This is a genomic window from Microbacterium sp. LWO14-1.2 (genome assembly GCF_038397715.1).
GTDB lineage: Bacteria > Actinomycetota > Actinomycetes > Actinomycetales > Microbacteriaceae > Microbacterium.
The window spans coordinates 626,044-645,916 of the sequence record NZ_CP151633.1 but is presented as its reverse complement, the minus strand read 5'-3'; the positions used below and the strand labels follow the sequence as shown (position 1 = coordinate 645,916).

The following is a 19,873-nucleotide window of genomic DNA, read 5'->3' as shown; positions in this document are numbered from 1 at the left end:
GTGACGGAAGCGTCACCGCCTCGTAGGCTGTTCTGGTTACCCTGCTCGCGTTCCTAGAAAGGGACAGCGGATGCTCAGCTACATCCTCAGACGTCTCCTGCAGGTGATCCCGGTCTTCTTCGGGGCCACCCTGCTCATCTACTTCCTGGTCTTCGCCATGCCCGGCGACCCGATCCTGGCGTTGTTCGGAGACCGCACCCCCAACCCCGCACTCGTCGAGGCGCTGCGAGAGCAGTACCACCTCAACGACCCGTTCATCGTCCAGTACTGGTACTACATCACCGGCGTGCTCCAGGGCGACCTCGGGAACACGTTCTCGGGCCGTCCCGTCTCGGCGGTCCTCGCGGACACGCTCCCGGTCACCGGTCGACTGGCGATCATGGCGATCGGCATCGAGTTCACGCTCGCGATCATCGTCGGCACGATCTCGGGTCTGCGCAAGGGCAAGCTTTTCGACAACACGGCGCTCGTCATCGCTCTCGTCGCGATCGCGATCCCGATCTTCGTCCTCTGCTTCATCGCCCAGTACTTCCTCGCCATCCAGTGGGGCTGGTTCAAGCCCACCGTCGGGGCGGAGAACGACTGGGGAGGGCTCTGGCTCCCGGCGATCGTGCTCGGGTTCAGCCTCTTCGCCGTGAGCATGCGCCTGATGCGCAGTTCGGTGATCGACACGCTCAACCAGGACTGGGTGCGCACCGCGTACAGCAAGGGCCTGCCTCGCGGCCGTGTCATCCCCGTGCACGTCCTGCGCAACTCGCTGATCCCCGTGATCACCAACTCCGCGACAAACTTCGGCGTGCTGCTGGTCGGTGCGACCGTGACCGAGGGCATCTTCAATGTGCCCGGTGTGGGAAACACCCTGTTCCAGGCCGTTCAGCGAGGGGAGGGCCCCACGGTCGTCTCCTTCGTGACCGTATTCGTCATCCTGTACGTGCTGGTGAACCTGCTCATCGACCTGCTGTACGGTCTGCTCGACCCGAGGATCCGTTATGTCTGACCCCACGACACAGAAGCACTACGTTGCTCCGGTCGAGACGGAGTCCATCGCCGTCGACGCCGTCCGAGTCGCCGAGAAGCCGAGTAACCTGTGGCGCGACGCGTGGCGCGATCTGCGCCGTCGCCCGCTCTTCTGGTTCTCGGTGGTGCTCGCCGCACTGTTCGTCGTCGTCGCCGTCTGGCCGTCGCTCTTCACGAACGTCGACCCGCGCAGCTGCGACCTCATGTACAGCAACGAGGGTCCGGCGGCCGGCCACCCCCTCGGATACACGTTCCAGGGCTGCGACATCTACTCGCGCATCATCTGGGGGGCCCAGACCTCGCTCGCCGTGGGCCTGATCGCGACCGTGATCTCGTCGATCCTCGGCCTGATCATGGGCGCCCTCGCAGGCTTCTACGGAGGCTGGCTCGACGCGCTGCTCTCGCGCATCGGTGACATCTTCTTCGCCATCCCGTACATCCTGGCTGCTGTGGTCGTCATGACCGTGTTCTCCGACGCTCGTTCGGTATGGACGCTCGCGTTCGCCATCGGCGGGTTCGCGTGGGCCTCGACGGCTCGCGTGGTGCGTGCGGAGATTCTCCGCGTCCGCCAGGCGGATTTCGTGATGGCCTCGCGCTCACTCGGACAGTCGAAGTTCGGGACGCTCCTCCGCCACGTGATCCCGAATGCGATCGCTCCGCTCCTCGTCGTGTCGACGCTGGGCCTCGCAGCCGCGATCGTCGCGGAGGCGACGCTCTCCTTCCTCGGCGTGGGACTCGGCAGCTCCGTCATGTCCTGGGGCAACGACATCAGTCAGGCCCAGGCCGCGCTGCGAGTCGCCCCCATGGCGCTCATCTATCCGTCGATCGCCCTCACCCTCGCGGTGCTGGCGTTCGTCACCCTGGGCGAGCTCATCCGAGACGCCCTCGACCCGAAGGCGAGGGCACGCCGATGAGCGACCGCACTGCCGCACAGGTGCCGCTGCTGAGCGTGCGCGACCTCACTGTCGCGTTCCGCACGCAGGAGGGCCTGCGAGAGGTGCTCCACGGAGCGAGCTTCGACATCTTCCCCGGCGAGACCGTCGCGATCGTGGGCGAGTCCGGTTCGGGCAAGTCCACGACGGCCACGGCCATCGTGAACCTGCTCCCGGGTACCGGCGAGGTCACGGGCGGATCCATCACCCTCGAGGGACGCGAGCTCACCACGCTCGGCCGTCGCGAGATGGAGGCCGTGCGCGGTCGGGACATCGGCTTCGTGCCGCAGGACCCGATGTCGAACCTCAACCCGGTGTGGAGCATCGGCTTCCAGGTCAAGGAGGCGATCCGTGCGAACGGCATCGCCCAGGGTCGGGATGCCGTCAAGGCCCGCACCGTCGAGGTGCTGCAGCAGGCGGGTCTGGCGGACGCCGAGAAGCGTCTTCACCAGTTCCCGCATCAGTTCTCCGGGGGCATGCGCCAGCGGGCCCTGATCGGCATCGGTCTCGCGGCCGACCCGAAGCTCCTCATCGCCGACGAGCCGACCTCGGCTCTCGACGTGACGGTGCAGCGGGTCATCCTCGACCACATGGCGTCGCTCACGCGAGACAAGGGCACCTCGGTGCTGCTGATCACGCACGACCTCGGCCTCGCGGCCGAGCGTGCCGAGAAGATCATCGTGATGAACGGCGGGAACATCGTCGAGGCCGGCCCGAGCCGTCAGATCCTCGAGGACCCGCAGCATCCGTACACGAAGCGGCTCGTCGCCGCGGCGCCGAGCGTCGCGTCGCAGCGTATTCAAGCGGTCGTGGAGGACCGGGGCATCGAGACTCTCGACGACCTCGCCGACATCCCGCCGACTGTGCGTGTGGCCGGACTCACGAAGGACTACAAGATCCGCCAGGGCGGCTTCCGCAGTGAGGCCTTCCGAGCCGTGGATGACGTGTCCTTCGAGATCCCGCGCGGCAAGACGCTCGCGCTCGTCGGAGAGTCGGGCTCGGGCAAGTCGACGGTGGCGAAGATGGTCCTCAAGCTCGAGGACCCGACTGCCGGCACGATCGAGATCGACGGTCAGGACGTGTCGAACCTGTCGAACGCGCAGGCGTTCGGGCTGCGCCGCCGCATGCAGCCGGTGTTCCAGGACCCGTACGGCTCGCTCGATCCGCTGCGCAACATCGGCAACACGATCGCGGAGCCGCTGCAGATCCACGGCGTGGGCGACCGGACGGCGCATCGTGAGCGGGTCGAGGAGCTCCTCGACCAGGTCGCGCTGCCGCGTGCGCTCGCCACTCGGTACCCGAACGAGCTCTCGGGCGGTCAGCGCCAGCGTGTGGCGATCGCCCGCGCGCTCGCCCTCAAGCCCGACATCGTCGTGCTCGACGAGGCCGTCTCTGCGCTCGACGTGCTCGTGCAGGACCAGATCCTCAAGCTCCTGGCCGACCTCCAGTCGGAGCTGGACCTGACCTATCTGTTCATCACGCACGACCTCGCCGTCGTGCGTGTGTCGAGCGATCTTGTGTGCGTGATGGAGAAGGGCAAGGTCGTCGAGCAGGGCACCGTCGACGAGATCTTCGCCAACCCGCAGCAGGAGTACACGGACCGTCTGCTGCAGGCGATCCCGGGGGCGTCGATCACCCTCGGCGGTCACTGAGCGTGTCGGCTGACTCTCGGCCCGGAGCCGCGCGGACGTTCCGCGCGGTCTCCGGGCCGGTCTCGTTGGTCCTGTGCTCGCTGCTCGCGCTGTTCCTGCTCGGCGACGCCGTACTGCGCGCCGGCTGGGGGCAGATGCTCCTCCTCGCCCCGTGGGTTCTGCTCGGCCTGTGGGTCGTGTACGAGATCGCGTTCGTCTCGACCGTGCGGATCGACGACGACGGGGCCGTGGTGCAGAACATGCTCCGTCGCACGTCCTTCGGCTGGAACAGGGTCCGTGACATCGACCTGCGCTGGCAGCTCGTCTTCTCGCTCGACGACGGGAGCGACGTGACCTGCTACGGCGGCCCCGCGAAGGCGCGTCCCGTGCGGCGGCCGACGGGAGACGACGCCGAGGCCAAGGCACCCTCCGGTCTGCGGGAGCTGTCCGAGATCCGCGACCGGTGGCAGGCCGCCTCCGGTAAGGCGGATGCGCCCGTGCGCCGTGACTGGGACTCGCGTGCGCTGATCGCACTCGCTGCGATCGTGGTCTGGGCTGTCGCAGCCGTCCTCATCGCGGGCGGCTGACGCCGCGCGCGCGTGCGACTCAGCCGGGGAGTCCGAACAGCTCCGGCCAGGTCGCCGCGGCCCAGGGGTAGCCGACGAACACGGTCGCGTCGATGAGGAAGTGCGCGACGAGGAACGGCATCAGGCGTCCGGAGCGCTGGAACAGCCAGCCGAAGAGCAGTCCCATCGCGAGGTTCCCGATGAACGCTCCCGGGCCCTGGTAGAGGTGATAGCTCGCTCGCAGCACCGACGTCGCGAGGATGATCGGCCACGGACCCCAGCCGAGCTGCTTCAGCCGGGCGAACAGGTACCCGAGAACGACGAACTCCTCCTGGATGGAGGCCCGGGCCGCGGCCAGCAGCAGCACGGGGACCGTCCACCAGTGCGCGTCGAGCCCTGCCGGGTTCACCGCGACGAACAGACCGACGGCGCGCCCCACGAGGTAGAGGGCCAAGCCGGGGATGCCGATCGCCAGGACCAGGAGGATGCCGCGTGCGGCATCCGATCCGACCTTCCGGCCGTCGAGTCCGAGCGCCCCGAGGTGCGGGCGGCGCGACTGCCACAGCAGGAAGCAGACGAGCAGCACCGGCACGATCGAGAACCCGATCGAGAGGATCTGGTAGATGAGGTCGAAGACCTCGCGGTCACTGCGCGAGGGGTTCAGCGTCGCCGTCTGGTCGGCGAGCGGTGTCGTGTCCGTCAGGCGGTAGGCGAGCTGCACGATCGCGTAGACGGCGGACTGGCCGAGTCCGAGCGCCAGGACGATCGCGATCTCCCACCACAGACGGGAGCGCGAGGGGGCGGGGGAGAGGTCGACGGCTGCCACGTCCCCGATCGTACGTCCCCGTGCCCGCAGCGTCACGGCAGGGGAGCGTTCACCTCGGCGGCCCATCGGCGGATGAGGCCCCGCTCCTCCTCGCCGCAGACGTATCCGTAGCCCATCGTGCGGTTCTCGAAGGTCAGGGTCCACTGGTCGAGGTACGTGAGGGCGTAGCAGTCCGCCATCGACTCCGAGCTTCCCTGGAAGTAGCCCTGATCCACGAGCTGAGTGGCCCTGCTGACGCCGTCGGGATGGGCGTCGGAGTCCGCACGCTGGTACAGGTGCGTGAGCTCGTGCAGCACGACGACGCGCATGCCCATGTCTCCCGGCAGCTGGTCCTCCGGGGCGAGGTGCACGGCGAGCGGGTCCTCCGAGACGCAGCCGGCGGTGAAGCGGCCCTCATCCGTGTTCTGGGAGGTGGCGCAGGCCGTCGCAGCATCCCAGGCGATGTCGATGAAACCCGCCCCCGCCTCGTCCACGATTCCCTCGGTGACGGAGCCCGAGGCGTTCGTGCGCCGGGCTTCCGCGTCCGCGATCCGCTGCTCCAGCTCCTCCCGGGCCGTCTGCGCGCTCTGCGCGAGCTGCGCGGCGCGCTCGTCCGTGATGCCGGGCGCCGCCATGCTCTTCTCCAGCCTCTCGAACTCGGCGGTCCTGGTGACCAGCGGTGCGACCGGGTTGCCGTCGAGCTGAGCGGCGAGATCGTAGAACCTGGTGCGCTCCGCCTCGAAGGCCGATGCCGGATCACCGGTCACGGGCGCACCCGCGTCGGGGCCGGGATCGGAGTCGCCACCGGGCGTCGAGAGCACGGCGCCGGCCACGAAGACGCCGACGACGACGAGCGCCACGAGCGCCATGCCGCCGCACCCGATGAGGAAGCACCCGACCCGGCTGCGGCGCGGAGGGGGAAGGGGCGCGCCGGTGGAGATCGGGTAGCTTCCCGCCGGTACGGGATAGCCCTCCGCGGGGATCGGCCGGGCGGCGGGATTCACCTGCGAGATCCACTCCCGCAATGCGGGATAGCAGCCGGGGTGACTCAGCAGCAGAGGGTGCAGGTCGCTGCGTCGTGCCGCGATGTCGGCGAGCTGGGCGGGCGGAGTGTAGGGATTCTGCACTGCGGCGAGGTCGGCGTCGGGCATCTGTTCCCCCATGCCGCCAATCTAGCCGACGGTCTGCGCGGTGCCCTGTGGGCCGCTCAGGAACGTGCCCGTGCGCATACGGTAACCTGGAATGTCGGCTTCCCGGCGAAAACCCACACTCTTTAGGACTCCTGCATGGCGCACGCCCTCCGCTCTGACCTCCGCAACGTCGCAATCGTCGCGCACGTCGACCACGGGAAGACCACTCTCGTCGACGCGATGCTCCGCCAGACGGGCTCGTTCGGTGAACACGCCCACGTCGACGAGCGCGCCATGGACTCCAACGACCTGGAGCGCGAGAAGGGCATCACGATCCTCGCGAAGAACACCGCGATCACCTACAAGGGTGCCCACGCCGACGGCCAGGAGATCACGATCAACGTGATCGACACCCCCGGTCACGCCGACTTCGGCGGCGAGGTCGAGCGCGGTCTCTCCATGGTCGACGGCGTCGTGCTGCTCGTGGACGCGAGCGAGGGCCCGCTGCCGCAGACCCGCTTCGTGCTGCGCAAGGCGCTCGAGGCGAAGCTGCCCGTCATCCTTCTGGTCAACAAGACCGACCGGCCCGACGCCCGCATCGCCGAGGTCGAGGAGGAGGCGCACGATCTGCTGCTCGGCCTCGCCTCCGACCTCGTCGACGACGTGCCCGACCTCGACGTCGACGCGCTGCTCGACGTGCCGGTCGTCTACGCCTCCGGACGCGCGGGCGCCGCATCGCTGAACCGTCCCGCCGACGGTTCGCGGCCCGACAACGACGACCTCGAACCGCTCTTCGGCGCGATCCTCGAGCACGTCCCGGCTCCGTCCTACGACGACGAGGCGCCTCTGCAGGCCTGGGTGACGAACCTCGACTCGAGCCCGTTCCTCGGTCGCCTCGCGCTGCTGCGCATCTTCAACGGCACGCTCAAGAAGGGCCAGACGGTCGCCTGGGTGCGCTCTGACGGCACGACCAGCAACGCCCGCGTCACGGAGCTCCTCAAGACCCGTGCGCTCGAGCGGTACCCCGCCGAGTCCGCCGGCCCCGGTGACATCGTCGCGATCGCCGGCTTCGAGAACATCACCATCGGTGAGACCATCGCCGACCCCGAGGACGTGCGTCCGCTGCCGGCCATCACGGTCGACGACCCCGCCATCTCGATGACGATCGGCACGAACACGTCGCCGCTCATGGGCAAGGTCAAGGGTCACAAGCTCACCGCCCGCATGGTCAAGGACCGTCTCGACCGCGAGCTGATCGGCAACGTCTCGCTCAAGGTCGTGGACATCGGCCGCCCCGACGCGTGGGAGGTCCAGGGTCGTGGAGAGCTCGCGCTCGCCATCCTCGTCGAGAACATGCGCCGTGAGGGCTTCGAGCTCACGGTGGGCAAGCCCCAGGTGGTCACGAAGAAGATCGACGGCAAGACCTACGAGCCGTTCGAGCACCTGACGATCGACACGCCGGAGGAGCACCTCGGCGCGATCACGCAGCTCCTCGCGAACCGCAAGGGACGCATGGAGAACATGACGAACCACGGCACCGGCTGGGTGCGCATGGAGTTCATCGTGCCGTCGCGCGGCCTCATCGGTTTCCGCAGCGAGTTCCTCACCACCACCCGCGGCACCGGCATCGCCAACGCCATCTCGCACGGCTACGAGCCGTGGGCGGGTCAGATCACGACCCGTCAGAACGGATCGATCGTCGCCGACCGCTCGGGTGTCGTCACGCCGTTCGCGATCATCGCCCTGCAGGAGCGCATGTCGTTCTTCGTGCAGCCCACGGCGGAGGTCTACGAGGGCATGGTCATCGGCGAGAACTCGCGCGCCGACGACATGGACGTGAACATCACCAAGGAGAAGAAGCTCACGAACATGCGGTCGGCCACGGCCGACAACTTCGAGTCGATGACGCCGCCTCGCGTGCTGACCCTCGAGGAGAGCCTGGAGTTCGCCCGCGACGACGAATGCGTCGAGGTCACGCCCGAGGCAGTGCGCATCCGCAAGGTCAACCTGGACGCGAACACCCGTGCCCGCGAGACCGCGCGCCTCAAGCGTCAGGACGCCGACGCCTGACCCTCGGTCCCTCGAAAGGGCCCTGCACCGTCCGACGACGGCGCAGGGCCCTTTCTCATGAAGCGCTCAGGTGCGATGTTGCAGAATCGTTACCTTGCGCCTGGGACCGACTCCCGATGAGGGTCCCGTGAGGGGCGCACGACGACCCGAAAGTCGATACCCATGCTGCAGAACACCCGTGCGCTTCGGCGCGCCTCGTCCGTGGCGGAGGCCCGCAACGCCGTCACCGCCCGCCGCCCGAAGTGGATCTTCGGAACCATCGCGGGAGGCGTCATCGGCGCCGCCCTCACCGTCGGCATCGTCTCCGCCCCGGCCGCTGCCGGCGCCGAGACGCCCGATCCCGTGGCCGACGTCGCCACGTTCGTCACCGGCGGTGCCGCGCCGCTCACCAAGAAGGTGGACGACGCCGCGATCCACATCTCGATCGCGCAGGATGCCGCTGACGCCGCCGACGCCGTGACCGCGGAGGTCGCCGCCTCCGGCCTCGACCTCGCCGGCGCGCCCGCCGCCGTCGACACCACCGACCTCGATTCGTGGATCGACCGGCTCGGCGACCGCGACGGGCTGTCGTCCCGCGAGCTCACGAGCCTGGAGGCCTACGTGGTCGCAGAGACCGAGGCCGTGACGAACGAGACCGCGACCCTGCAGAACGACTACGCGGCTGCCCAGCAGCGCAAGGTCGAAGAGGAGCAGGCCGCTGCAGCCGCGGCGGCGCTGGCCCAGGCCAACACCCCGGACGGGGCGAAGGCCACAGCCCGGGAGATGATGGCGAGCCAGTACGGCTGGGGCGACGACCAGTTCTCCTGCCTGAACTCGCTGTGGACCAAGGAGTCCGGGTGGAACTACAAGGCCTACAACAAGTCCGGCGGCGCGACGGGCATCCCGCAGGCGCTCCCGGGCAGCAAGATGGCCTCTGCGGGCGCTGACTGGCAGGACAACGCCGCTACCCAGATCGCCTGGGGTCTCGGCTACATCAAGTCGGTGTACGGCACGCCCTGCAGCGCGTGGGGTCACTCCCAGGCCAGCAACTGGTACTGAGCCTCACCCGCGCTCGTCCGACGGCCCTCTGCCCCTAGGCAGGGGGCCGTCGTCGCGCTACGGTGAGCGAGACGGCTGGGGCGTCGCCGACCCGAGGAGGGCGCGTGGAGTCCGCAGCACGGCACGGCATCCCGGCCCGCGTCTCGACGGGGTCGCTCCCCGGGTGGGCGAGCGTCGAGCACCTGCTGCTCGAGGCGCACGCCGAGAGCATCGGCGTCGACGACGGCGCGGTCGCCGACTACATCCCCGAGCTGGCGCACGCCGATCCGTCGCTGTCCGGGCTGGCGCTGGTCGAGGTCGACGGCGGTCTGCACGATGCGGGCGATGCGCGGCATCCGTTCTCGATCCAGTCCATCTCGAAGATGTTCGTCTACGCGCTCGCGATCCAGGAGCACGGCCACGAGCGAGTACGCGAGATCGTCGGAGTGAACAACACCGGGCTCGCCTTCAACTCGGTGATGGCCTTGGAGCTCAACGACGGCCACCCGATGAACCCCATGGTGAATGCGGGAGCCATCGCGACCACAGCGCTCCTGCCGGGTGACACGTCGGTCGAGCGCTGGGAGCTCCTCCGGGAGGGACTGTCGGCATTCGCCGGACGGCAGCTCCGGCTCGACGGAAAGGTCTACGCCTCCGAGGCCGAGACCAACGACCGAAACAGAGCGCTCGGGCGCCTGCTGCGCAGCTACGGGCGGCTGCACGGCGACCCCGACGAGGCCGTCGACGTCTACACGAGGCAGTGCGCGCTCCTCGTGACGGCCCATGACCTCGCCGTCATGGGGGCCACGCTGGCCGACGGCGGTGTGAACCCGGTGACCGGGCATCGGGTCGTCTCCGCCGACGTCTGCCGCGACACGCTCGCCGTGGCCGCCGCCACCGGCCTGTACGAGCGCTCGGGGGAGTGGCTCTTCGAGATCGGCCTGCCCGCGAAGTCGGGGGTCTCCGGCGGAATCGTCGCCGTCTCGCCGGGCAAGTGCGCCGTCGCCGGGTTCTCGCCGCTGCTCGACCGGGCAGGCAACTCGATCCGATCGCAGCGGGCGATCGCGCACCTCTCCCGATCACTCGGGCTCGACCTCTTCGCGTCGGCGCCCGCAGGGGACCACCCGGCAGGCGACCGCCCCGTAGGAGACCACCCGGCAGGCGACCACCCGGGGGCGGACACGCCTCACGCGACTGAACAGCCGACCGACCCGTCGCCGACGACCGAGGAGACGCGATGACCTCCACCGCCCGTCCCGAGACCCGCACCTCCTGGCTGCCGCTGGTCAGCCTCTTCCTCGCGCAGGTGCTCATGTCGTTCAATGTCGCCGCGCTGCCGATCTCGCTCGGCGGCATCGTCGCCGAGTTCGGTGTGCCGCCCACCGTCGCGAGCACCACGATCGTGATGTACGGCCTGGCGGTCGCCGCGCTCGTGATGACCGGTGCGAAGCTCGGTCAGAGGATCGGCTGGGTGCTGATCTTCCGGATCGTCATCGTCCTGTTCGCCGGCTCGGCCGTGCTCATGATCGTCTCACCGAGCGTCGGGTGGGCGATCGCCGGGCAGGCGGTCGCCGGTGCCGCCGCCGCCATCATCGTCCCCTCGATCGTCGCGCTGATCGCCGAGAACTACCGCGGCGGGCAGCAGGCCACGGCGATCGGGGCGATCGGATCGGCTCGGGCGATCTCCGGCGTCACGGCCTTCCTCATCGGCGGCACGCTCGGCACCCTCGTCGGCTGGCGCCCCCTGTTCGTGATCGTCCTCGCGATCGCAGTGCTCGTCTTCGCGCTGAGCTTCACGCTGCGCGGCGACCGAGGCGACGCCTCCATCCGCATCGACCTCGTGGCCTCGCTCCTCATCGGCGCCGCGATCGTGCTGCTCACCCTCGGCTTCAACAACCTGAACGGCTGGGGCGCCCTCGCGGCGACGGAAGCGGCGCCGTTCAGCATCCTCGGGCTCTCGCCCGCGCCCGTCTTCGTCGTGGTGGGGATCGTGCTCGGTCAGTGCTTCTTCGTGTGGACCCGTCGGCGCATCGCGCGCGGAGGGGTTCCGCTGATCGACCTGCGGGTGCTCGAATCGTCGCGCGAGCGGGCCGCCGTGTACGCGATGTTCATCGTCGTGGCGCTCGAGGCCTGCGTGAACTTCACGATCCCGCTGTACATCCAGATCGTGCAGGGGCGGACGCCGTTCGACACCTCGCTGGCGATGATGCCGTTCAACCTCACGGTCTTCATCACGGCCACGCTCGTCGTGCGCTTCTACCGTCGCTATCCGCCACGCGTCATCGGGGTGTTCGGGTTCGTCCTCACCACGCTCGCGCTGATGTGGCTGTCCTTCGTCGTGGACAACAACTGGGAGACCCTCGCGACCATCGTCGGCCTCGTCGTCTTCGGCATCGGGCAGGGCGCGCTCGTCACCCTCGTGTTCAACGTGCTCGTCACGGCGGCGCCCTCGGAGCTCGCGGGCGATGTGGGGTCGTTGCGCGGAACGACGCAGAACCTCGCGTCCGCCGTGGGGACGGCGCTGGCCGGCGCCCTGCTGGTGTCGCTGCTCGGTCTGAGCGTGGGGCGCGCGGTGGTCGAGCATCCGGAGCTGCCGCCGGAGCTCGTGGCTCAGGTCGACCTCGACGACGTGAACTTCATCAGCAACGACGACCTGCGCGCTGTGCTCGACAGGACGGACGCGACCCCGGCTCAGGTCGACGCCGCGGTGTCGGTGAACGAGCAGGCGCGGCTCGGCACTCTGCGGCTCGGTCTGCTGATCCTCGCGGGCATCAGCGCGATCGCCATCGTGCCGGCCTCGCGCCTCCCGCGCTACAAGCCCGAGGAGATCCCCGATCCATCGCCCGCGGCGGGGGAGTGATCAGCGCAGCTCGGAGATGAGCACGGCGCTCGTGCCCGGGACGACCGCCTCGAACACGTGCGGCACGTCTCCGGCGTAGGAGAGGTAGTCGCCGGGGTTCAGCAGCACGGCTTCGCCGACCGGACCGATGTGCGCCTGGCCTGCGATGAGGATGACGTGCTCCGTGGTGCCGCTGTGATGCGGATCCGAGCGTCGCGGGTCGCCCGGCTCGGCCTGGATCAGGTAGACGTCGCGGCGGGCGCCCGGTGGGCTCGCCGAGAGGAGGGTGGCGCTGTACGCGGCCGCCGACGACGGGACTCCGGCGAGCTCGTCCGCTCGGATGAGCGTGGGGGCGTTCGCCTGCTGGTCGACGAGCACGGCGAACGGCACGCCGAGTGCGACGCCGAGCGCCCACAGCGTCTCGACGCTGGGGTTGCCGGACCCCGACTCCAGCTGCGAGACCGTCGCCTTGGAGATCCCGGCGCGACGGGCGAGCTCCGAGACCGAGATGCCGGCTGCCTCCCGCTCTCGGCGGAGGGTGCGGGCGATGCGAGTGCGGAGGTCGTCCATCCGTTCATCATGTCAAACGATCGTTCGCTTGACTATGCTATTCGACCTGTTCAGAATGATGATCATGTGTTCACTCGATCGAACGGGCGACGAATGACGGCCGAACGCGAGGTCTGGCGAGAGGCCGCGGGCGTCGTGATCGCGACCAGCGCGTACGGCGTATCCTTCGGAGCGCTCGCGGTCGCCTCGGGGCTCGACGTCTGGCAGACCTGCGTCCTGAGCCTGCTCATGTTCACGGGCGGATCCCAGTTCGCTTTCGTCGGGGTCTTCGCGGCCGGCGGGGTGGCGGCGCTGCCTTCGGCGGTCGCCTCGGCCGCGCTGCTGGGTGTGCGGAACGTCGCCTACGGGATGCGCATGTCCCCCCTCGTCGGCACGACCCCCGCGCGTCGCGCGGCGGCCGCCCACTTCACGATCGACGAATCGACGGCCGTCGCGGTGTCGCAGAGTGATCCGCGACTGCGGCAGGTCGGCTTCTGGGTCACCGGCATCGGCATCTTCCTCGGATGGAACCTCACCACCCTCGTCGGCGCGCTCGTCGGCGACGTGCTCGGCGACCCGAAGACCTGGGGGCTGGATGCCGCGGCCGCCGCCGCCTTCCTCGCGCTCCTCTGGCCGCGGCTCCGGCAGCGCCAGGCGATCGCGGTCGGCGTGGCAGCGGCCGTCGTCGCCGCAGCTCTGACTCCCGCCCTCATGCCCGGTCTCCCGGTGCTGGTCGCGGCACTGGTCGCGATCCTCGTCGGATGGTTCAACTGGCTGGGTCGGGACGATGATGCATCGACCGTCTCTGCGCCGGAGGGGCTCCGATGAGCGTCTGGAGCGCCGTTCTGCTCGCTGCCGTCATCTGTCTCGCGCTCAAGGCCGTCGGATACCTCGTGCCGCCCACGGTGCTCGAGGCCCCACGTCCGGCACGCATCTCCGATCTGCTCACCGTGGCGCTGCTGGCGGCGCTCGTGGCGGTGCAGACCCTCGGCGCCGGTCAGGCCGTCGTCGTCGACGCCCGGGTGCCCGCGCTCCTCGTGGCGGCGGGCCTGCTCGGGCTGCGGCAGTCGTTCCTCGTGGTCGTGGTGGCCGCGGCGGCGGTCGCGGCGCTGCTGAGGCTGGCGGGGCTCGCGGCGTGAAGCCGGCCGTCGCGGCGGCGTCTGCATCGACCGTGGCGGGTGTCGAGCGCGCGTAGGATCGATCCGTGCGTATCGGATGGATCTCCCGGGTGCTGTCCTGGGTGGCCGCGGCTCTCGTCGGCGGCGTCTTCGGAGTGGCAGGCACCATCGCCCACAGTGTGACGTGGGGTCCGGTGCCGGTGGGACTCATCGTCGGGACCGTCGCGTGCGGCGCGATCCTCGTCGCCATCCGTGCCCTGACCCACGACCGCGGAGCGGCCCTGGCCTCCGGCCTCGGCATGCTCGGGATGCTCGTGCTGATCTCGGGCGTCGGTCCGGGGGGCTCGATCGTGGTGCAGGAGTCCCTGAGCGGCAGGGTCTGGATCTACGTGGTCGCGGGGCTCGTGCTCCTCGTCGTCGCATGGCCGCGGATCGCACGCGTGCCGTCGCGCACGGAGGCGCCCGCGGCCGCGGCTGAGACGGAAGCCCCTTCCGCACCCATCACCGAGGTCCCCGGTGTCGATCGGCGTCCCGCCGGCGGCATCGAGCCCGAGCGGGGAGATCGCACGGGTCTCGGCACGTAGACTGGTGGCGTGACGTATGTGATCGCCCTCCCGTGCGTCGATGTCAAGGATCGCGCCTGCATCGACGAATGCCCCGTTGACTGCATCTACGAGGGCGAACGGTCTCTGTACATCCACCCTGACGAGTGCGTCGACTGCGGTGCCTGCGAGCCGGTCTGCCCCGTCGAGGCGATCTACTACGAAGACGACCTGCCCGAGGAGTGGCAGGACTACTACAAGGCCAACGTCGAGTTCTTCGACGAGATCGGGTCGCCCGGAGGGGCGGCCAAGGTGGGCGTCATCGCGCACGACCACCCGATCATCGCCGCGCTGCCGCCGCAGGGCGAGTAGCCCGTGAGCGTCCACGACCTCGCCGACTTCCCCTGGGATGCGGTGGTCCCGTACCGCGAGCGCGCGGCGCAGCATCCTGACGGTCTCGTCGATCTGTCCGTCGGATCGCCCGTCGATCCCACGCCCGACCTGATCCGCCAGGCTCTCGCCGACGCGACCGATGCGCACGCCTACCCGCAGACCGTCGGCACGTCGTCGCTCCGCGAGGCGATCGTCGACTGGTACGCCCGTCGCAGGGGAGTGCCGGACCTCACCGTCGACAACGTGCTCCCCACGATCGGCTCCAAGGAGCTCGTGGCGCTCCTCCCGACGCTCCTCGGGCTCGGTGAGGGAGACATCGTCGTGCATCCGCGTGTGGCCTACCCGACGTACGAGGTGGGCGCGCGCGTCGCGGGAGCGACACCGGTCGCCGCCGACGATCCCGCCGAATGGCCGGAGGGCGCCAGACTCATCTGGATCAACACGCCGGGTAACCCCGACGGGCGCACCTGGACCGTCGAGGAGCTCGCCGCAGCGGTGCGCCGCGCGCGGGAGCTCGACGCCGTGCTCGCGAGCGACGAGTGCTATGCGGAGCTCGGCTGGGACGGAGCCTGGGCATCGGAGACGATCCCGTCGGTCCTCGACCCGCGGGTCACCGGTGGCAGCAGGGCCAACCTGCTGAGCGTCTACTCGCTGAGCAAGCAGTCGAACCTCGCCGGCTACCGGGCGGCGTTCCTCGCGGGTTGTGCCCGCATCGTGGGCGACCTCCTGACGGCCCGGAAGCACCTCGGGCTGATGCCTCCGGCTCCCGTGCAGCACGCGATGGCCGTCGCGCTCGGCGATGACGAGCACGTGGCCGCGCAGAAGGAGCTCTACCGCGAGCGCCGCGACGCCCTGCGCCCGGCTCTCGAGGCGGCGGGATTCCGCATCGACGGCTCCGAGGCCGGGCTGTATCTGTGGGCGACCGCGGGGGAGGACGCGTGGGCGAGCATGACCCGCCTGGCCGACCTCGGCATCCTCGCCGGTCCCGGCTCGTTCTACGGCGCCTCGTCCGGGCAGCACGTGCGCCTCGCGCTCACCGCGCCCACCGAGCGGGTGCTCGAGGCCGCGCGGCGTCTGCGCGCGTCGGCACTGTAGAAGTCCTCCCCGGCACCCCCGTTGTTTTGTGCGATGTCACAGTAGGCCGATGCGCCTACTAGGCTGTAAAAGCGATTCGGTCGCGTATCGACGATCTCGGCCCGACCCCGACGCACAGCGTCGTGACATCGCCACACAAGGCTTGATGAAGACCCATGAGGAGGCCCCCGCGTGAGCGCAGCGGCAGACCAGCAGGCGACGGCGAAGCTGACGATCGGCGAGACCACCGCGGAGTTCCCCGTCGTGCGCGGCACGGCCGGACACGACAGCATCGACTTCTCGACGCTGACCAAGCAGACCGGCTACACCGGCCTGGACTACGGATTCGTGAACACCGCGTCGACGAAGTCGGAGATCACGTTCATCGACGGCGACAAGGGCATCCTGCGGTACCGCGGATATCCGATCGAGCAGCTCGCCGGCAAGACGAGCTACCTCGAGGTGGCCTGGCTCCTCATCTACGGTGAGCTGCCCTCGGCGGCCGAGCTCGCCGAGTTCGACGAGAAGATCCGTCGTCACACCCTGCTGCACGAAGACCTCAAGCGGTTCTTCTCCGCCCTGCCCCACACCGCGCACCCCATGTCGGTGCTGTCGTCGGCCGTCGCCGCGCTGTCGACCTACTACGAGGGCCAGACGGACCCGCACAACCCCGAGCACGTCGAGCTCAACATGGTGCGCATGCTCGCGAAGCTGCCGGTCATCGCCGCCTACGCGCACAAGAAGAGCGTCGGTCAGGCGTTCCTCTACCCCGACAACTCGCTCGGCTTCGTGGAGAACTTCCTCAAGCTGAACTTCGGCGTCAACTCCGAGCCGTACGAGATCAACCCGGTCATGACGAAGGCGCTGGAGCTCCTCCTCATCCTGCACGAGGACCACGAGCAGAACGCCTCGACCTCGACCGTCCGCCTCGTCGGCTCCACCGGCGCCAACCAGTTCGCGTCGATCTCCGCCGGCATCCAGGCTCTCTCCGGGCCCCTCCACGGCGGAGCGAACGAGGCCGTGCTCACGATGCTCGGCCAGATCCGCGATTCCGGTCAGAGCGTCTCGCGCTTCGTGGAGCGGGTGAAGAACAAGGAAGAGGGCGTCAAGCTCATGGGCTTCGGCCACCGGGTCTACAAGAACTACGACCCGCGCGCCAAGCTCGTGAAGGAGGCCGCTGGCGAGGTCCTCGCGGAGCTCGGCGTGACCGACCCGCTGCTCGATCTCGCGCAGGAGCTCGAGGAGATCGCGCTCGCGGACGATTACTTCAAGGAGCGTCGCCTCTACCCGAACGTCGACTTCTACACCGGCGTGATCTACAAGGCCATGGGATTCCCGACCCGCATGTTCACCGTGCTGTTCGCGATCGGCCGCCTTCCGGGCTGGCTCGCCCAGTGGCGCGAGCTGCAGCTCGACCCGCAGACGAAGATCGGCCGCCCGCAGCAGCTGTACACGGGATCGGTCGAGCGCACCTTCCAGACCCGCTGACGGTCGCACGTACCGGAACACAGACGAGAAGAGCGGATGCTGTACGGCATCCGCTCTTCTCGTCTGTGGGCTCTCGTCGAGCTCAGCCCGGGGTCAGCGCCCCTGACCGCCGCGACCGCGACCGCCCTGACGGGAGCCGCCCTGCGGCTGACCGCCCTGGCCGCCCTGACCCTGCCCGCCGGAGCGGGGACGACGGCGCCGACGCGACGGCGGCGTCGTGGCCGCACCGCGCTCACCGCCTGCCGGGCGCTGCTTCGGGGCCTGGCGCTGCGGCTGCTTCTGCACGGGTGCCGGGCGCACGTGCGGTGCACGCTCGGGAACCAGCTGCTCGACGGCAGCGGGCGTGACCTCTTCGAGCGCGACGGAGATGGCGGCCTTGCGCAGCAGGTCCTTGACGTCGCGGCGCTGCTCGGGCAGCACCACCGTCACGACCGTGCCTGCGGCACCGGCACGCGCCGTACGGCCGGAGCGGTGCAGGTACGCCTTGTGCTCCATGGGCGGGTCGACGTGCACCACGAGGTCGACGTTGTCGACGTGCACGCCGCGGGCTGCGACGTCGGTCGCGACGAGCACGCGCACACCGCCGTCGTCGGGGTCGCTCGAGAAGGCGCCGAGATTGCGCTCGCGCGCGTTCTGGGACAGGTTGCCGTGCAGGTCGACGGCGGGGATGCCGGCTGCGGTGAGCTGCTTCGCGAGCTTCTTCGCCTGGTGCTTGGTGCGCGTGAAGAGGATGCGGCGGCCGGTGCCGGAGGCGAGATCGCGCACGAGGGTCGTCTTGTTCTCCGTGGAGTCCACGACGAGCACGCGGTGCGTCATCTCGCCGACCGGGACGCTCGCCTCGTCGACCTCATGGCTCACGGGGTTCACGAGGAAGCGGCGGGCGAGGGTGTCGATGCCGCGGTCGAGCGTCGCGCTGAACAGCAGTCGCTGTCCGCCGGCGGGCGTCGCGTTCAGGATGCGGGTGACACCGGGAAGGAAACCCAGGTCGGCCATGTGGTCGGCCTCGTCGAGCACGGTGACCTCGATCTCGCTCAGGCGCACGACCTGCTGCTTCATGAGGTCCTCGAGGCGACCAGGGCAGGCCACGACGATGTCGACGCCGCCGTTCAGAGCCTGCTCCTGCGGACGCTGGCTCACACCGCCGAACACGGTGGTGACCTTCAGGCCCGCGGCCTCGGCGAGGGGAGCGACGGTCGCGGCGATCTGCGTCGCGAGCTCGCGGGTCGGTGCCAGCACGAGTCCGCGGGGGAGGCCGGAACGGCGCTTCCTGCCGGATGCGGCGAGGCGCGCGACGAGGGGGAGCGCGAACGCGATGGTCTTGCCGCTGCCCGTACGGCCGCGGCCGAGCAGGTCGCGGCCCGCGAGAGAGTCGGGCAGCGTGTCGCGCTGGATGGCGAACGCCTCCGTCTTGCCCGAGGCGGCGAGGACGGCGGCGAGGTCGGCGGGTACGCCGAGTTCGAGGAAGGAAGACATAGAGAAAGCTCCATCAGCGCGTGCGGACGACCGCACGCGAGGATTCTGGGTATGAGGTGGCGACGGCGCAGGACAGCGCATCGGTTCGCCGTGCGAAACGCCAGCGAAGGCTGGTTGTGGGGGCGGCTCTGGAGCGCCCGCTTCGGTCCTCGGAGACCCCGTGACGACGACGACATCGCCGGACTGGAGGCCCGTACGACCCCCTCAGTCTATCAGCGCGGCCATGATCGCCGGCGCCGGCCGTTCTCAGGCGTGCAGAGCCTCGTTCAGAGTGACGCCGACGCCGGCCCTCGTGACGGCCTCGACGGCGCCGCTGAGCGAGTTGCGACGGAACAGCAGACCGTCGCGCCCCGACAGCTCCGCGCCCTTGACGGAGGGACGCCCGCCGCCGGGCGTCGCCGGCGCGTCGACCAGGACCACCTTGGTTCCCGCCGTCACGTAGAGGCCCGCTTCGACGACGCAGTCGTCGCCGAGCGAGATGCCGATCCCGGCGTTCGCGCCGAGGAGCGTGCGCGCGCCGATCGAGACGCGATGCGATCCGCCACCGGACAGCGTGCCCATGATCGAGGAGCCGCCGCCGATGTCGCTGCCGTCACCGACCACGACGCCCTGCGAGATTCGTCCCTCGACCATCGAGGCGCCGAGCGTGCCGGCGTTGAAGTTGACGAAGCCCTCGTGCATGACCGTCGTGCCGGGCGAGAGGTGGGCGCCGAGTCGCACTCGCGAGGCGTCGGCGATGCGCACGCCGGCGGGCTGCACGTAGTCGGTGAGCCGCGGGAACTTGTCGAGTCCCTGCACCTGGATGCCGGCGCGCTGCAGCAGCGGGCGGAGTCGCGCCGCGTCGTCGGGATGCATCGGTCCGGCGTTCGTCCACGCGACGTTCGGCAGGTGACCGAAGATGCCGTCGAGATTGAGCTCGTTCGGACGCACGACGAGATGCGACAGGGCGTGCAGACGGAGGTAGGCGTCGACCGTCGAGGTAGGGGCCTCGTCGAGGTCGATGTGCAGCTGCACGGTCTCGACGGTCACGTTGCGGCGCTCGTCCGGTCCGGCGACGGCGTCCAGGGTGAGGAGGGCGGCTGCGGCGTCCCCCGCCGTCGGCGCCGTGGTCGTGACCTCGGGGAACCAGGCGTCGAGCACGGTGCCGTCACCGGCGATCGTCGAAAGTCCAGTACCCCACACGGTGCGCGCCTCAGTCATGCCTCCACGGTATCGCCCCTTCCGCCTCG

General features: G+C 69.6%; 19 protein-coding genes. 14 read left to right on the top strand and 5 right to left on the bottom strand.

Annotation, left to right across the window (positions count from 1 at the left end; translation table 11 throughout):
• Window positions 1-70 precede the first annotated feature (70 nt).
• From MRBLWO14_RS03175 to MRBLWO14_RS03160, 4 genes are read left to right on the top strand one after another with little or no spacing between them, the layout of a single operon-like run.
• Window positions 71-997 (top strand): ABC transporter permease, encoded by a 927-nt coding sequence (locus MRBLWO14_RS03175; RefSeq protein ID WP_341935022.1) that lies wholly within the window; start codon window positions 71-73, stop codon window positions 995-997.
• Window positions 990-1,931, top strand: a complete 942-nt coding sequence (locus MRBLWO14_RS03170; protein WP_341935021.1) for an ABC transporter permease — start codon at window positions 990-992, stop codon at window positions 1,929-1,931. Before MRBLWO14_RS03175 ends, MRBLWO14_RS03170 begins: the two co-directional genes overlap by 8 nt.
• Window positions 1,928-3,601, top strand: coding sequence for an ABC transporter ATP-binding protein (locus MRBLWO14_RS03165; RefSeq protein ID WP_341935020.1), 1,674 nt, complete (start codon window positions 1,928-1,930; stop codon window positions 3,599-3,601). The genes MRBLWO14_RS03170 and MRBLWO14_RS03165 overlap by 4 nt, the downstream gene beginning before the upstream one ends.
• A gap of 2 nt (window positions 3,602-3,603) precedes the next feature.
• A complete protein-coding gene (locus MRBLWO14_RS03160) occupies window positions 3,604-4,167 on the top strand; it encodes a PH domain-containing protein (RefSeq protein WP_341935019.1) in 564 nt (187 codons plus the stop codon).
• Between the two features lie 19 nt (window positions 4,168-4,186).
• On the opposite strand, the gene MRBLWO14_RS03155 is transcribed toward MRBLWO14_RS03160, so the two are convergent.
• Window positions 4,187-4,972: a CPBP family intramembrane glutamic endopeptidase gene (locus MRBLWO14_RS03155; RefSeq protein ID WP_341935018.1), complete on the bottom strand. Its 786-nt coding sequence runs from the start codon at window positions 4,970-4,972 to the stop codon at window positions 4,187-4,189.
• A gap of 32 nt (window positions 4,973-5,004) precedes the next feature.
• Complete coding sequence (locus MRBLWO14_RS03150; RefSeq protein ID WP_341935017.1) at window positions 5,005-6,114, bottom strand: hypothetical protein; 1,110 nt, start codon at window positions 6,112-6,114, stop codon at window positions 5,005-5,007.
• A 123-nt stretch (window positions 6,115-6,237) separates the two neighbouring features.
• On the opposite strand from MRBLWO14_RS03150, the gene typA reads away from it, so the two are divergent.
• The 4 genes from typA (at window position 6,238) to MRBLWO14_RS03130 (ending at window position 12,028) form a co-directional block, all read left to right on the top strand.
• Window positions 6,238-8,151 (top strand): translational GTPase TypA, encoded by a 1,914-nt coding sequence (gene typA, locus MRBLWO14_RS03145; protein WP_341935016.1) that lies wholly within the window; start codon window positions 6,238-6,240, stop codon window positions 8,149-8,151.
• Window positions 8,152-8,313: 162 nt separating this feature from the next.
• Window positions 8,314-9,189: a phospholipase gene (locus tag MRBLWO14_RS03140; RefSeq protein WP_341935015.1), complete on the top strand. Its 876-nt coding sequence runs from the start codon at window positions 8,314-8,316 to the stop codon at window positions 9,187-9,189.
• A gap of 104 nt (window positions 9,190-9,293) precedes the next feature.
• Entirely contained in the window at window positions 9,294-10,409 is a 1,116-nt protein-coding gene (gene glsA, locus MRBLWO14_RS03135; RefSeq protein WP_341935014.1) for a glutaminase A, read from the top strand.
• Window positions 10,406-12,028: an MFS transporter gene (locus MRBLWO14_RS03130; RefSeq protein WP_341935013.1), complete on the top strand. Its 1,623-nt coding sequence runs from the start codon at window positions 10,406-10,408 to the stop codon at window positions 12,026-12,028. Before glsA ends, MRBLWO14_RS03130 begins: the two co-directional genes overlap by 4 nt.
• On the opposite strand, the gene MRBLWO14_RS03125 is transcribed toward MRBLWO14_RS03130, so the two are convergent.
• Window positions 12,029-12,577: an XRE family transcriptional regulator gene (locus MRBLWO14_RS03125; RefSeq protein WP_341935012.1), complete on the bottom strand. Its 549-nt coding sequence runs from the start codon at window positions 12,575-12,577 to the stop codon at window positions 12,029-12,031.
• Between the two features lie 93 nt (window positions 12,578-12,670).
• On the opposite strand from MRBLWO14_RS03125, the gene MRBLWO14_RS03120 reads away from it, so the two are divergent.
• From MRBLWO14_RS03120 to MRBLWO14_RS03095, 6 genes are all read left to right on the top strand, one after another.
• On the top strand, window positions 12,671-13,384 hold the full coding sequence (locus tag MRBLWO14_RS03120) for an AzlC family ABC transporter permease (protein ID WP_341935011.1): 714 nt from the start codon (window positions 12,671-12,673) through the stop codon (window positions 13,382-13,384).
• Entirely contained in the window at window positions 13,381-13,695 is a 315-nt protein-coding gene (locus MRBLWO14_RS03115; protein WP_341935010.1) for an AzlD domain-containing protein, read from the top strand. Before MRBLWO14_RS03120 ends, MRBLWO14_RS03115 begins: the two co-directional genes overlap by 4 nt.
• A 65-nt stretch (window positions 13,696-13,760) precedes the next feature.
• Complete coding sequence (locus MRBLWO14_RS03110; RefSeq protein ID WP_341935009.1) at window positions 13,761-14,258, top strand: histidinol dehydrogenase; 498 nt, start codon at window positions 13,761-13,763, stop codon at window positions 14,256-14,258.
• A 9-nt stretch (window positions 14,259-14,267) separates the two neighbouring features.
• Window positions 14,268-14,588 carry a ferredoxin gene (gene fdxA, locus MRBLWO14_RS03105; protein WP_341935008.1) on the top strand — a complete coding sequence of 107 codons (321 nt, stop codon included), beginning with the start codon at window positions 14,268-14,270 and terminating at the stop codon, window positions 14,586-14,588.
• A 3-nt stretch (window positions 14,589-14,591) separates the two neighbouring features.
• Window positions 14,592-15,704 carry a succinyldiaminopimelate transaminase gene (gene dapC / locus MRBLWO14_RS03100; protein ID WP_341935007.1) on the top strand — a complete coding sequence of 371 codons (1,113 nt, stop codon included), beginning with the start codon at window positions 14,592-14,594 and terminating at the stop codon, window positions 15,702-15,704.
• A gap of 171 nt (window positions 15,705-15,875) precedes the next feature.
• Window positions 15,876-17,171 carry a citrate synthase gene (locus MRBLWO14_RS03095; RefSeq protein ID WP_341935006.1) on the top strand — a complete coding sequence of 432 codons (1,296 nt, stop codon included), beginning with the start codon at window positions 15,876-15,878 and terminating at the stop codon, window positions 17,169-17,171.
• A 93-nt stretch (window positions 17,172-17,264) separates the two neighbouring features.
• Here the strand turns inward: MRBLWO14_RS03095 and MRBLWO14_RS03090 are convergent, their stop codons facing one another.
• Both MRBLWO14_RS03090 and dapD read right to left on the bottom strand, forming a co-directional pair.
• Window positions 17,265-18,644, bottom strand: coding sequence for a DEAD/DEAH box helicase (locus MRBLWO14_RS03090; protein ID WP_341935005.1), 1,380 nt, complete (start codon window positions 18,642-18,644; stop codon window positions 17,265-17,267).
• 246 nt (window positions 18,645-18,890) lie between these two features.
• Complete coding sequence (gene dapD, locus MRBLWO14_RS03085; protein ID WP_341935004.1) at window positions 18,891-19,844, bottom strand: 2,3,4,5-tetrahydropyridine-2,6-dicarboxylate N-succinyltransferase; 954 nt, start codon at window positions 19,842-19,844, stop codon at window positions 18,891-18,893.
• Between the last annotated feature and the right edge of the window lie 29 nt (window positions 19,845-19,873).